14 protein-coding genes are annotated in these 13,209 nt (G+C 44.0%); 13 read left to right on the forward strand and 1 reads right to left on the reverse strand.

The annotated features are described in order from the left end of the window. Window positions 1-19 precede the first annotated feature (19 nt). The 9 genes from atpD to B5771_RS17805 all read left to right on the forward strand — a co-directional run bounded on the left by atpD (window position 20) and on the right by B5771_RS17805 (window position 8,372). Complete coding sequence (gene atpD, locus B5771_RS17765; RefSeq protein ID WP_088188725.1) at window positions 20-1,417, forward strand: F0F1 ATP synthase subunit beta; 1,398 nt, start codon at window positions 20-22, stop codon at window positions 1,415-1,417. Between the two features lie 3 nt (window positions 1,418-1,420). Continuing rightward, on the forward strand, window positions 1,421-1,828 hold the full coding sequence (locus B5771_RS17770; protein ID WP_088188726.1) for a F0F1 ATP synthase subunit epsilon: 408 nt from the start codon (window positions 1,421-1,423) through the stop codon (window positions 1,826-1,828). A gap of 260 nt (window positions 1,829-2,088) precedes the next feature. Next, on the forward strand, window positions 2,089-2,745 hold the full coding sequence (locus B5771_RS17775) for a YwmB family TATA-box binding protein (protein WP_088188727.1): 657 nt from the start codon (window positions 2,089-2,091) through the stop codon (window positions 2,743-2,745). A gap of 110 nt (window positions 2,746-2,855) precedes the next feature. Further along, on the forward strand, window positions 2,856-4,106 hold the full coding sequence (gene murA / locus B5771_RS17780) for a UDP-N-acetylglucosamine 1-carboxyvinyltransferase (protein ID WP_088188728.1): 1,251 nt from the start codon (window positions 2,856-2,858) through the stop codon (window positions 4,104-4,106). Between the two features lie 155 nt (window positions 4,107-4,261). Next, window positions 4,262-5,191: a stage II sporulation protein D gene (gene spoIID / locus B5771_RS17785; RefSeq protein ID WP_088188729.1), complete on the forward strand. Its 930-nt coding sequence runs from the start codon at window positions 4,262-4,264 to the stop codon at window positions 5,189-5,191. A 126-nt stretch (window positions 5,192-5,317) separates the two neighbouring features. After that, window positions 5,318-5,959 (forward strand): M23 family metallopeptidase, encoded by a 642-nt coding sequence (locus tag B5771_RS17790; RefSeq protein ID WP_172408307.1) that lies wholly within the window; start codon window positions 5,318-5,320, stop codon window positions 5,957-5,959. A 133-nt stretch (window positions 5,960-6,092) separates the two neighbouring features. Next, window positions 6,093-6,341, forward strand: a complete 249-nt coding sequence (spoIIID, locus tag B5771_RS17795) for a sporulation transcriptional regulator SpoIIID (RefSeq protein WP_009619498.1) — start codon at window positions 6,093-6,095, stop codon at window positions 6,339-6,341. A gap of 190 nt (window positions 6,342-6,531) precedes the next feature. Next, on the forward strand, window positions 6,532-7,512 hold the full coding sequence (gene mreB, locus B5771_RS17800) for a rod shape-determining protein MreB (protein ID WP_088188991.1): 981 nt from the start codon (window positions 6,532-6,534) through the stop codon (window positions 7,510-7,512). Between the two features lie 134 nt (window positions 7,513-7,646). Next, window positions 7,647-8,372, forward strand: coding sequence for a WecB/TagA/CpsF family glycosyltransferase (locus tag B5771_RS17805; RefSeq protein ID WP_088188731.1), 726 nt, complete (start codon window positions 7,647-7,649; stop codon window positions 8,370-8,372). 21 nt (window positions 8,373-8,393) lie between these two features. Here the strand turns inward: B5771_RS17805 and B5771_RS17810 are convergent, their stop codons facing one another. Next, window positions 8,394-9,497 (reverse strand): glycosyltransferase family 4 protein, encoded by a 1,104-nt coding sequence (locus B5771_RS17810; RefSeq protein ID WP_088188992.1) that lies wholly within the window; start codon window positions 9,495-9,497, stop codon window positions 8,394-8,396. A gap of 170 nt (window positions 9,498-9,667) precedes the next feature. Here B5771_RS17810 and fabZ point away from each other — a divergent pair, with 170 nt between their 5' ends. The 4 genes from fabZ to B5771_RS17830 all read left to right on the forward strand — a co-directional run bounded on the left by fabZ (window position 9,668) and on the right by B5771_RS17830 (window position 13,185). Further along, the gene (gene fabZ, locus B5771_RS17815; protein ID WP_047808892.1) at window positions 9,668-10,105 is read left to right on the forward strand and encodes a 3-hydroxyacyl-ACP dehydratase FabZ; all 438 of its coding nucleotides are present in this window, start codon (window positions 9,668-9,670) and stop codon (window positions 10,103-10,105) included. Between the two features lie 195 nt (window positions 10,106-10,300). Continuing rightward, window positions 10,301-10,672, forward strand: a complete 372-nt coding sequence (locus B5771_RS17820) for a hypothetical protein (RefSeq protein WP_088188732.1) — start codon at window positions 10,301-10,303, stop codon at window positions 10,670-10,672. A gap of 34 nt (window positions 10,673-10,706) precedes the next feature. Further along, window positions 10,707-12,425 carry a helicase-related protein gene (locus B5771_RS17825; RefSeq protein ID WP_088188733.1) on the forward strand — a complete coding sequence of 573 codons (1,719 nt, stop codon included), beginning with the start codon at window positions 10,707-10,709 and terminating at the stop codon, window positions 12,423-12,425. Window positions 12,426-12,444: 19 nt separating this feature from the next. Continuing rightward, window positions 12,445-13,185, forward strand: a complete 741-nt coding sequence (locus B5771_RS17830) for a ComF family protein (protein ID WP_088188993.1) — start codon at window positions 12,445-12,447, stop codon at window positions 13,183-13,185. Window positions 13,186-13,209 lie beyond the last annotated feature (24 nt).

Below are 13,209 nucleotides of genomic sequence, written 5' to 3' on the forward strand. Positions count from 1 at the left end.
ATAAGGAGGTTATGCGCCTGTGAAGAACGGCAAGGTATTGCAAGTCATGGGACCGGTAGTTGACGTTGCATTTGCACCCGATGAACTGCCGGAAATATATACTGCTATTAAGATCAAGGTTCCCGAAAAGAACATTGATCTAACCTTAGAAGCAGCTCAACATCTTGGGAACGACACTGTACGTTGTGTAGCTATGTCCTCAACCGATGGTTTGCAAAGAGGCATTGAGGCTATAAACACCGGTGCGCCAATTACGATTCCTGTCGGACCCGCAACCCTGGGACGGATGGTTAATGTCTTAGGAGAACAAATTGATAACGTTGGAGAGATCAGTACTGAGCATACTTATCCGATTCATCGTCCGGCTCCGGCGTTTGAAGATCAAGAACCATCAACCCGTATATTAGAAACAGGAATTAAAGTTATTGACTTACTGGCTCCTTACTCGAAGGGTGGTAAGATCGGACTCTTCGGTGGTGCTGGTGTTGGTAAGACAGTATTAATTATGGAACTCATTAATAACATCGCTAAGCAACACGGTGGTATCTCCGTATTCGCCGGTGTTGGAGAGCGAACTCGTGAAGGAAATGACCTTTATCACGAAATGAAAGAATCCGGCGTTATCGATAAGACTGCTATGGTGTTCGGTCAAATGAACGAGCCGCCTGGAGCGCGTCTGCGTGTAGGACTGACAGGCTTGACCATGGCGGAGTACTTCCGTGATGAACAAGGTCAAGACGTGTTGCTCTTTATTGATAACATCTTCCGCTTTACCCAAGCAGGATCTGAGGTTTCAGCTCTGCTTGGCCGGATGCCTTCCGCCGTTGGTTACCAGCCAACTTTAGCAACTGAGATGGGTCAATTGCAAGAGCGGATTACGTCTACTCGTACTGGATCTATTACATCGGTACAAGCTATTTATGTGCCGGCCGATGACTTAACAGACCCTGCTCCGGCCACAGCGTTTGCTCACTTGGATGCTAAAACCGTTTTGTCCCGTGCTATTGCTGAAATCGGGATTTACCCAGCCGTGGACCCGCTGGATTCAACATCACGGATTCTTTCGCCGCAAGTACTCGGTGAAGAGCATTATGCGGTTGCCCGCCAAGTTCAACAAATTCTGCAAAAATACAAAGAGCTGCAAGATATTATCGCTATTCTGGGTATGGATGAGTTATCTGAAGAAGAAAAACTTATCGTTGCACGGGCTCGTAAGATTCAGCGTTTCTTATCGCAGCCATTCTTCGTTGCCGAAAACTTTACGGGTTCACCCGGAAAGTATGTGCCCTTGAAGGATACAATTCGTGGCTTTAAAGAAATTGCGGAAGGTAAATACGATGACATTTCTGAGGCCGCCTTCCTAATGGTAGGCCCCATTGAAGAAGTCGTTGAAAAAGCCAAGAAAATGGGGGCGTAAGCCATGGCAAGCACATTCACTCTAAACATTGTCTCTCCTGAAGGTAATATTCTGAAGGAAGACGTTGAGTTCGTTGTTCTGCCCGGTGGAGCCGGTGAACTTGGTATTTTGCCTAACCACGCGCCGCTGATTGCAGGACTTGATGTCGGTGTCGCTCGTATCACAAACAATGGCACAGTCAAACGTGTAGCAGTAGCAGGAGGTTTTGTAGAAGTTGCTGACAATTCTGCGACTATTTTAGCAGATACGGCAGAGCTAAGCGAAACTATAGATCTTCAGCGTGCCATCGCTGCGAAAGAACGAGCAACCAAGCGTTTGTCATCACAAACCAGTGAAATAGATGTGAAACGGGCAGAGTACGCTCTGCGTAAAGCTTTGGCTCGTATTAGCGCATCAGAGAACAAAAAGTAAAATCATGAAGTGATTTCTTTTCACGGATTTCACGATTCCTCTGGAAGAATATATGGTTTTAAATTAAAAGGGACCCTTTGGGGTCCTTTTTCTTTTGGTTGAAATATCCAATTGGTCAACTAATTCTTGCAAGATATTTGCGTTGTCGACCAGCTGAAGTAAAAACGAAAAAATTATTTTAAAGAGTGTAGATAATATCGTTAGCTTTTGTTCGATTTGGTAAAACTAAATATAAGTCGAACGTGAGCGAGGTTTGAATTTTGAAAGACAGAGTCCTAAAACAATTTGAAAATCAGAGTCGATTCATCGGCATAATAATGATTTGTCTTTTGCTTATCACCATGGAAGCAAACACTTTAATGGCCAATAGTCAAAGAATTACGAAATATAGTCCTAATAAGACTGTACCGTTACTATTAAATTCAAAATTGGCGGATAGTACTCTCGCGACGGTTAAAGTGATCATTTGGTTTGATAATTCTAACCTTCGAATTGATCACTTATCAAAGCCTCCTTTGAAGAATTGGACGTGGTCTTCGAAATACTCTCAAGCAGGAAATGGCAGCCGAGCGTTGACAATTTCAGGGGAAGGAATCGTAAATAAAATACAAGAACTTCAAGTGTATACGTGGTATACTATAATGGTGCCGCAAATCGCTAAAGAAGGCGGAAGGATATACTTCGATGAGCGTATTCCGGAAGGCCTTGATATATCAGCCTATTTAAATTACATAAAGGCTCAGCCGGTTCAGTGGACCCTATCGAATAATTTAATATCCATTGCAGCCTATGAACAGCACCTTAACCCGAGCGTGAAGGTTGGCAAAGACTCCCTAAACCTACAAGTGCTTAGCCGGGGAACAGCAGGGAAAGGTGAAACTGTTTTAGCTATTCCTGTGTTATTAGAGGAATTTTAGATCAATTAAAGAGGAAATTCGTCGAAATCAAGCAGGAGAAAATACTAGGTAGAGAGAATAATAGTTAGCTGTGCTAATCATTAACCTAGAATAGGGGGTGTCTTCATAATTTGAGTAAGCTTATTATTACCGGCGGTAAACAGCTTGAAGGGACAATTACTGTAAGCGGAGCAAAAAATGCTGTACTGCCTATCATAGCTGCAAGTTTGCTTTGTGCTGAACCTATACGACTCGAGGATGCTCCAGATTTGCTCGATGTAAATATCATGAATCAGGTGATTTCCGCTTTGGGCGCAAAGGTTGTCCGGAAGGGTTCAACACTGGAAATACAAGCAAGTTCGATAGATTGCATTGAGGCACCATATGATCTCGTCTCTCAGATGAGAGCGTCAATTGTCACCATGGGGCCTGTTTTAGCTCGTCAAGGCCGTGTGCGAATTTCTCATCCTGGAGGGTGTGCCATAGGCTCACGTCCTATAAACTGGCATCTCAAAGGCTTGGAAGCTTTAGGCGCAGATGTTAAGATGGATCATGGGTTTCTGGATGTTACAGCGAAAGAGCTCAAAGGCGCCAGGATTTATTTGGATTATCCCAGTGTTGGCGCAACAGAAAATATTATGATGGCGGCGGCGCTGGCTCAGGGGACAACGCTGATTGAGAATGCAGCACAAGAACCGGAAATCGTAGATTTAGCAACATTTATTAATGAAATGGGTGGGAAAGTTCGGGGTGCCGGAACGAGTATAATTCATATTGAAGGTGTTCAGGAACTACATGGTACCACGCATACGGTGATACCTGACCGCATAGAAGCAGGAAGCTATATGCTGATGGCTGCTGCGACAGGCGGAAATGTTTTAGTACAGAATGTCATCGCGGATCATCTTAAACCCTTAATTGCAAAAATGGAAGAGTCTGGGATTGATATCAGCGAAGAAGGTGATGGAATTCGGGTCATTGGCGATGGCAACTATACTGCCGTTGATATCAAAACTCAAGTGCACCCCGGATTTCCGACGGATTTACAGGCGCCTTTTATGGCTTTTCTGACTCGAGCAAAAGGTACGGGGTTAATAACCGAAACTGTCTTTGAAAATCGTTTTATGCATGTCGACGAACTTAAACGCATGAGAGCAGAAATTAAGATCGAAGGACGAAGTGCCGTTGTTCAGGGGATTCAACGTTTGAATGGAGCGCCTGTGACTGCGACGGATTTAAGAGCTGGCGCTGCTCTAATACTAGCTGCTTTAACGGCAGAAGGAACGTCTGAAATACGAGGAATTCAGCATATAGATCGCGGGTATGAGAAGGTAGAAGAAAAACTTTCTCGTATTGGAGGCAATATTATTCGTTCGGAGTAATTCATAGCTGGGCTGTAAAAACAAAGATGGGGTGATAACAAACTTGCTGTTTGTTATCACCCCATCTTTGTTTTTGTCTTCTTTTACATCCCTTGCCATATTCGAAGGTCAGTCTGCATAGATTGAAGAGAAGGCTTGGACTTTGGGGGGATACAATGAAGAAAGAGTGGATGTGGCTTATTGTCATCTCGATATGTATAGGATTGTTAATTCCCTGGAGTGTGCTGCGCTGGCAAAGGGAGAACGTTGCTGCTAATGACATATTAATTAGGGTACTTATGACCAATGGGAAGGTGTCTTCAATGCCCCTTGAGGATTATCTTATAGGTGTTGTGGCGGCGGAAATGCCGGCAGATTTTCAACTCGAAGCGCTAAAGGCCCAAACCATAGCAGCTAGAACCTATGCCGTTAAACAGTACAGTGCGAGAAAATTAACTGATAAAGGTTATGATGTCGACACAACTGTTAAGACACAGGCATGGCTTTCAAATGCTCAAATCAGAAATAAATGGGGCCTCATAAATTATTGGCGGTATCGAGGGAAATTAGAAAAGGCCGTAAAAGAGACGCAAGGAATGGTACTGGTTGTCAATGGAGATTATATCGATGCCTTTTACCATAGCAGCAGCGGAAGAAAGCCAACAGAACGATCAGAGGATGTTTGGACTTCTTCTCGTTCATATTTGCAAAATGTTAGTTCTGAAGAGACAAACCCTGAACGGTATGTTAAGAGTATAAGCTTCAGCCGAGAAGATTTAGCTAAGAAACTGGGGATTTCCATTGCGCCGCAGCAATTTAATTTTCAAATCTTAAGTAAGACAACTGCAGGAAGGGCGAAGACGGTAAAGATTTTGGGTAAAGTAGTTGAAGCCACTCAGCTTAGAGTATTGCTTGGATTGCCTTCTACAGACATAGAAGGGGTTGTTCAGGGAGACCATCTAGTAATTACAGCCTATGGCAAAGGACATGCAGTTGGTATGTCGCAGTGGGGAGCTAATGATATGGCTCTCCGCAATATTAAAGCGCAGGAAATATTAACTCATTTTTATCCGGGTGCTAAAATTATGCAGATCACAATTAACTAGAGAGAGCCTGTGATGAGATCCTGCCCTAAAACTCTTAGATCCTGTTGTCTGCTGGAGGACTAAAGAAAAGAAGAATCGGCAACGATACTACTTGAGGTGAGTGCGATGATCCACTGGAGAGTATCCTTGAGTTGGATTTTAGTTTGGAGTTGTTCACTCTTGGTAGGGATTGCTATTCTTTGCTTTGGCTATTTTAATAATTCGTTAAGCCATTTCCAGCAACTTGAGCCATTAAAAATAGAACACGCGGCACAAGCAGCAGCAAAACAAGAGATATTGCCAAGACTGTATAGTTCGAAAACAGGATTAGCCTTAGAGTCCCAGGCTCAGAAAGAAAAGGGACCAAATAAGGCAACATTAACATACAAGGATTTTCCAAGCCCTGTTCAAGGAAAAATTCTCCGAGGGATTGGGAACTGCTATCTTGCGGCCATAGAAAGTTACATGTTTCATCCGGGCGAAGATTTTTTGGAACCTGAAGGGACTGTTATTCGAGCAACTCATCGAGGAAAAGTCATTTTTGCCGGTCATGATTCGCTTCTAGGAGAGAAAGTAGTCTTAGATTGTGGTCAAGGCTGGATAGTAACCTATGGCTGCTTGGAAAATCTCCGGGTCAAGACCGGACAGAATATAGAGAAACAAGGGCTTATTGGCCAAGTTGGGTTTAACCCGGGTGCAGAAGGAATTAATGAACAGCCCCAGCTTCATTATGAGGTTCGGTATGGCAATACAATCCAAAACATTGAAACGGGTGGGTCAAATTTATAACGGTTAAAGATTAAAGGAATATGTTTAATGAGAACACAGTATTTACCATATGAGGACATCCATTTATGGATGTCTTTTTTCAATGAGAATGCATATAAATGTACTACACATGTGGACGAAAGGAGGACTCTGCGTGCAAGAGTATATTCGTAAACGGGTACTCGATATAGGGACATATATTTTAGAATCGAGTGCAACAGTAAGGCAAACGGCAGATGTTTTTGGTGTATCAAAGAGTACTGTACATAAAGATGTGACAGAAAGGCTGCCTTTGGTTAATGAAAAACTATCTATGGAAGTCAAGCACATCCTAGAAACGAATAAGGCAGAGCGTCATATTCGGGGAGGAGAAGCGACAAGAAAGAAATATCAAGAAAATTAGCCAAAATCATGGACTAGAAAATAAAGAGAATGTGTAAAAAAGTTAAGAATCATAAAGGATTTAGAAATTATATCACGAATTGATACCATAGAAGTAAGCAAATCTCCCGTAAGGGAGATTATGCTATTTGATGCTATATTTGGAATTGAATTTGGACAAGCTATTGATAACGAAAGGGGTATTTCCGGGAATGTTTGGAATAGACTTAGGGATAGATTTAGGTACGGCAAGCGTTTTAGTTTATGCCAAAGGGAAAGGGATCGTCTTACACGAACCTTCAGTAATTGCTATTGACCGTAATTCCAGCAAACGTATAGCAGTAGGAGAAGAAGCGCGCTTAATGATAGGACGGACGCCGGGAAATATTGTTGCCGTGCGGCCTATGCGTGATGGCGTAATTGCAGATTATCAGACAACTGAATTAATGTTGAAATATTTTTTGGAAAAGGCGGGAGCAAAACGCTTGCCCTTTTTTAGGACTCGGGTGGTTGTCTGCATTCCCTCTGGGGTAACTGAAGTAGAGCAGAGGGCGGTGAAACAAGCAGCCTATCAGGCTGGTGCCAAAGACGTCAAAGTCGTTGAAGAACCCTTCGCGGCAGCCTTAGGTGCAGGCCTGGACATTTCCGGACCTACTGGCAGCATGGTTGTTGATATTGGCGGAGGAACAACAGATATCGCCGTTCTTTCTCTCAATGGTATTGTAGCAAAACGCAGTCTTCGAGTTGGCGGCGATAAATTTGATGAAGCCATAAGTCGATATATTCGAAGAGAACATAATTTAATGATTGGTGAGAGAACCGCTGAGGAAATTAAAATTGCCGTCGGAGCTGCAATACCTGAAGGCAGACCATCTGCAGATATTGATGTACGCGGACGGGATCTTATCACGGGGTTGCCCAAGACAGTAAAAGTCAATTCACAAGAGTGTTACGTCGCCTTAGAGGAATCCGTTGAAGCCATCGTCGCAGGTGTCAAGGAAGTCTTAGAGAGAACTCCGCCAGAGCTTTCTTCGGATATTCTTGATAAAGGAATAATAATGACTGGCGGAGGCTCTTTGATTTATGGATTTGATACGCGTATTTCCCGCGAAACAGGATTGCCGGTTAGTTTGGCAGAAGATCCTATTTCCTGTGTAGCCTTAGGCACGGGCAAAGTTCTCAATGGGTTTTAGGACTTCAGATCATAACTCTTTATCCCCCACGATATTGTCCAAGGTGAGTGCCCTGGCGGATGGAGCCTTCCGTTCGATTTTAGGCCTCCCCTTGGATTTTTTACGTGATACCCTAAGCGAAAGGAAAGATTGTTGTGAGAGTAACTGTCTTGGGGATTACTGTAGATACATATTCCATGGCTGAAACCGTGGAGAAAATCAAACTAGCGGTTCAAGTTCAGACAGCGATTCGAATTGTAACGGCAAACCCTGAAATGATATATGCTTCTCAGTATAAGTCTGATTTGAAGAACGTATTAAATTCGGCCGACATAATTACCGCAGATGGAATTGGAGTCGTCTGGGCAGTGCGTCAATTAGGAGCTCAAATTAAGGAGCGAGTGACAGGGATTGACTTAGTACAATCGCTTTTTCCAATTGCTAATGTTGAGAAATGGCGGATATTTTTTTTAGGTGGAAGACCGGGAGTTGCAGAGCGGGCAGTGGAAGAAGTTTCTTCTGACTATCCTGCAATAACGTTCTGCTTCAGTCATGGTTATTTTAGCTTACAAGAAGAGGCCGACATTATAAAAAAAATTACAGATTTCAAACCGGATGTTCTGCTGGTTGGTTTAGGGGCCCCGCGCCAGGAATTTTGGCTGGAGGAGCATCCGGGTTTAGCATATGTGGGTATTGGTGTAGGGGGCAGTTTTGATGCGCTTGCCGGGACAGTCCAACGTGCACCTAAAAAAATTCAGGACCTTCATGTTGAGTGGCTCTATCGTTTGCTGAAAGAACCTTGGCGGTGGAAGCGTCAAAGCGTTTTGCCCCGATTTCTTTTTAAAGTATTGTGGCAGCGTTTTAAACTAAAGAGCCTTTGAGGCAGAGTCTTGGTTACGATATTATGCAAGCAGCATCCTATATAGCTCCTCAGTCGCTCGAACCATCTCTTCAATGGAAAATAAAGGCCAGCGTCTCTGCCCTGAAGAAACAAGGGAATGAGCCAGCTCAGGATTTTCAAGAAGCAGAGTACAGGCTTTGATAAGTTCCGGAACATTTTCAGGAGGTACTAATAAAGCCTCTTTCTCAGGGCGAACAATCTCAGGAATTCCGCCAACGTCACTAGCCACAATGGGTATTCCTATTTGCATGGCTTCGAGAAGAACTAAGCCCATACCTTCACTGACGGAAGGCAGCACAAAAATATCCATGGCTGGGAGAGCCCTATAAGCTTGTGGAAGATATCCGGCTAAAGTATAAGACAACGAAGTTTTTTGCAGCTCTGATTCTAGACTTGCATGCAGGGGTCCCTCACCAATGATCAAAAGATGAAGTCTTGGGAAGCGGCGACTTAGTTCGCTGGCAGCACGGCCTAAATAAACATGACCTTTGGTAGGATGCAAACGGCCGATAGTTCCTAGCACAAGAGCATCATTGGGAATCCCCCATTGCTTTCGAAATCGATCCCGTAGTATCGATGCATCGAGAAGGGGAACAGGAGCTTGCCCGTTATAAATCGTTGTAAGGTGTTTACCTCCTCGGGAAGAGACTTCGTTCGCGAGGTAGCGGGAGACAGTAATTATAGATGAGGTCAACGGGAGGGTGAGCCGATCGAGGCCAATTGCCAGACGTGCCGACCAAGGAGACAAATAATCATGAGCAAGTGAACTGTGGACAGTTGTTACATTAGGGATCTTAAGCAGACCTGCTCCAAGTCGGCCAAGAAGATTGGCCCGTGAACCATGGGTATGGACAAGGTCAATGTTTTGTTGACGGATCCAGCGCATAAGGCTGGGAAGGAGGGAAAGATCCAGGGGGTGGCGCATAGAGAAGGTTTGAGTAGGCACAATGGGTTCTGCAAGTGCAGCAAAAGGCCCCTGGGTCAAACAGACTAACGAGGGAAAAAAATGTGATCGATCCAGATTTTGAAGAAGGGTAAGAACATGCTGTTCAGCTCCTCCAATTTCCCCTCCTCCTATAATATGTAAAATTTTGAAGGTTTTCATAAGGCTTATCATCTTCCCTTCACCTTGAAACTTAGGTATACTAGGTATAAGAATTATCATGAAATAAGATATGGATGTCAACGTTATGAAGAGTATCTGATTCTCATCATAAGATAAAGGTGTACATGTCTGCAAGTATTTGCTTTGGCAAGATTCAAGGAGGAGTTTTCGTGCTAACTAGTCAAGAGATTCAGGAGATTATTCCTCACCGCTATCCTTTCTTATTGGTGGATCGTATTATTGAATTGGAGGAAGGAAAACGGGGTGTAGGAATTAAAAATGTATCGATAAATGAACCTTTTTTCCAAGGGCATTTTCCGGGCCATCCTATTATGCCTGGGGTTTTAATTCTTGAGGCTTTGGCTCAAGTTGGGGCAGTAGTCATTCTGAAAATGCCTGAATATGCCGGATTCTTAGGGTTATTTGCCGGTTTGGATGAGGTGAAAATTCGAAGACAAGTTACCCCCGGAGACCAATTGCGTTTGGAAATCGAGCTATTAAAACTTAGGAAGACCTTCGGAGTTGCCAAAGGCAAGGCCTATGTGGGAAATGAACTGGCCGTTGAAGGTGTTCTTAAATTTTTCTTAGAGAAACGACAAGACACGTAAGACACCCGCTAGTCCATCCATCGACTGAACGAGTTCACTGCAGTAACTATACTATAAGTCAGCAAAGCCAGGAGCAGCTTCGTACGCCTCCTGGCTTTTTGTACTATCAGCACACCTGCTTCTTTCGCCGGAGGCTGCAAGAGAATTCACTCACCTTCTGATTAGAACATAAGTTGTAAGCAGGAGGTGAAAAGAATGTTATTGTGGTCGCTTATGATAACGCTGATTATTTTACTGTGGAATACGAATCCCCATTGGGAATGGAGAGTTCCCCTGAAATTGCAAAGGTATATTCATGCAGGAAAGGAAACGTTAGAACGTAAGACGAAACGAATAGTCTATGATCGGAAGAAATTAAGGGAAGATGAACTAGAGAAGAGTATAAGAGATCTTCATAAAGAATTTTTCCGTCTGCATAATATCCATCATTGTCCCGTTTGGATTGAGGTTCTAGTGGACCAAACAATGTCCCTAGAACCAAGAAATAAATACTTAGCATGTCTTCAGCGCAGATTCCCAGATATAGAAATTTCAGCGAGTCAACAAGAGTATGGAGAGTTAGGGTAATGACTCGAACATAGATTGGAATATGAGGATTATTATGTACTTTTATCTGACGTTAAATGAAGACGGTGACGTCGGTTATACTTTTAATAAAGAAATGGACAGGTTATCTTCCAAGGCCGGCTGTCTTAAGATACCACTGCCTTTGGGGGTCATTCAGTCTGTACAAATTCAAATGACAAAATTTAAAAACCAAAGGTGTTTTGGATTGCGAAGAAACCGCCATGAAAGGATAAAATCTGAGCTATGCCGGGTATTAAATAACCGTGACTGGGACGTGCCGAACGTTTCTTGGGAAGAGGACTTTGTAAGTTTAACGAGTGAAATGTCAGTTTCAACAACTGGTCAAGGAGATGACAAGGGGCCTGCTTTTCAATCCTTTGATCGGCTTGTTCGGGGAAGACAACTTTTTTGGGAAGACTTAAAAATCTTGGCTCATGAGTTAAAGTGTCATGAGGAGACTATTTTACAGTTTGCCCAGATAAATGTTGCAGAGAAGAAGGCAGCGTGGATCCCTGCCGTGCTGCGCCAAGGAGAGGACTGGCAATGTCAGCGATGCGGCGAGAAAAATATCAAAGAGTGGCCTAGTTTTTACGGCAGGGCAGGGACTTGTCTGAGCTGTAAGTCCTTGGGATCAAGCACTTCACTGAAGGCAATTTACCGTGACTATCGTTCCTTGCTTGGGAACTCGGAAAAGGTTGATTTCCGTCCGCATTGGAAATTAACAGAGGCTCAGCGCCTTGCCGGTGAGGAAATCTTGGATTTCTTAAAGGATCCTTCCGAGACAAAAGCTCTTTTATGGGCGGCATGTGGCAGCGGGAAAACAGAAGTGTGTTTTCCTTCTGCAGCTTGGGCTCTCGAACAAGGAAAGTCAGTTCTATTCGCAGCCCCCCGCCAAGATGTTATTAATGATGTAGCCCCAAGACTGAAACGAGACTTTCCTGGAGTCGACATCCAAGTTCTGACAGGTAATGCACCTGTTAAATTTCAAAGGGGAAGGATGGTCTTGGCAACAACCCATCAAGTCCTTAGATTTTGGCAGGCTTTTGACTTAATAGTTCTTGACGAGATGGATGCATTTCCGTATCAGGGAAACGGGGCTTTGGAGTGGGGCCTGAAACACGCCTTACGCTCAAATGGCAAGCTGCTATATTTAACGGCCACGCCTTCGCCTGATGGTTTAAAAGAAGTTTACCTCAGGAAGATGCGTCTGATTCGTCTTCCGGCACGGCATCACCGCTTTCCGTTGCCGGTTCCGATTATCGAGAGATCTTCTCAGGGGTTTGATCCCGAACGGAATCCGCCGTCTCTGAAAAGGGGCCGTTTTGAATCATTACGTCATGAAGGGCAAATTCTGGTTTTTGTCCCGAAAATATCTTGGCTTCAGCCCTGGATCAATCGATTTCGCCAAGGCTTTCCTGAGTGGGAGATTGACGGAAGCTATAGTTCAGATAAGGAGCGGTCGGTAAAACTCGAAAAGTTACGCCAAGGCAAATTTGATCTGTTTTTAAGTACGACAATTTTAGAACGGGGAATAACCTTAGAAGGGATACAGGTTGTTGTTTTAGGAGCTGATCATCCAGTATTTGATGAACGAGCCCTGGTCCAAATGGCAGGCAGAGTTGGGAGGACCCGGAAAAATCCTGGTGGTAACATTTTATTTATGGCTCATTTGGAGACAACGGCTATGAAAAAAGCAATCCGGTGGATTGAAGATCAAAACCGATTGGCGCTTAAGAAGGGACTTATTGACTAAGGCCTTAAGGGGATTTCAAATGAATGAGCTTGTTAAAGAAGGAATTAAAATAATTCGTGCCTTATGGTATTTGGAAAGATCCGGCTGTGCTCTCTGCGGAAGACATCCTGGCCCAATTTGCCCAAACTGCAGTGAAGAGCTCCTTCATCCGGAATTAAGCCGCTGCCTGAGATGTGGGAAACTAATTGCTCAAGAAAGGATTCTTTGTACAGATTGCTCAGAGGGAAGAGGTCCCAAGCATTTAAAAAAGGTAATTGCCTGGGGGCATTATACTGGCTGCTTAAAGGAATTTATCCGAGACGTAAAGTTTGGAGCAAATCCCATGCGCTTGATGCAGATTAGTCGGCCATTAGCTGATTGGGCGATTAAAGAGCTGCCTCTGGTTGACGGTATTTTAGCAGTGCCAATGCATTCAGCACGCTTGGCGGAGCGGGGATTTAACCAGGCAGAGGTTATAGCATCACGAATACACTGGGAGCTGGGGCTGCCGATTCTTCAAGGAGTCAAACGGGTTAAAGCAACTCCGCCTCAAGTTTCCCTCTCCCGCCAAGAACGGCTGCTGAACTTAAAAGACGCTTTTGCCTTGCAGGGCAAAGAGCCTTTTAAGGGACGAAGTGTATGGATTATCGATGATGTCACAACTACAGGATCTACTTTAGATGTTGTGGCAGAAGTCCTGTATGAAGGCGGCGCCAAAGAGGTTTATGGTTTATGTTTGGCTGCCGGCTTTGAAAAAGTACTTGTGCCCGAGTTTGATTAGAGTTATAATAACAAGTGGATGGGC

The organism is Desulfosporosinus sp. FKA, from assembly GCF_002196785.1.
GTDB classification, from domain to species: domain Bacteria; phylum Bacillota; class Desulfitobacteriia; order Desulfitobacteriales; family Desulfitobacteriaceae; genus Desulfosporosinus; species Desulfosporosinus acididurans.

Excerpts from the sequence above, each read along its gene's own strand:
- B5771_RS17770 (WP_088188726.1), top strand. The coding sequence starts at position 1,421 with ATGGCAAGCACATTCACTCTAAACATTGTCTCTCCTGAAGGTAATATT.
- spoIID (WP_088188729.1), top strand. The coding sequence starts at position 4,262 with ATGAAGAAAGAGTGGATGTGGCTTATTGTCATCTCGATATGTATAGGA.
- mreB (WP_088188991.1), top strand. The coding sequence starts at position 6,532 with ATGTTTGGAATAGACTTAGGGATAGATTTAGGTACGGCAAGCGTTTTA.
- B5771_RS17810 (WP_088188992.1), bottom strand. The coding sequence starts at position 9,497 with ATGAAAACCTTCAAAATTTTACATATTATAGGAGGAGGGGAAATTGGA.
- B5771_RS17820 (WP_088188732.1), top strand. The coding sequence starts at position 10,301 with ATGTTATTGTGGTCGCTTATGATAACGCTGATTATTTTACTGTGGAAT.
- B5771_RS17825 (WP_088188733.1), top strand. The coding sequence starts at position 10,707 with ATGTACTTTTATCTGACGTTAAATGAAGACGGTGACGTCGGTTATACT.
- B5771_RS17830 (WP_088188993.1), top strand. The coding sequence starts at position 12,445 with ATGAATGAGCTTGTTAAAGAAGGAATTAAAATAATTCGTGCCTTATGG.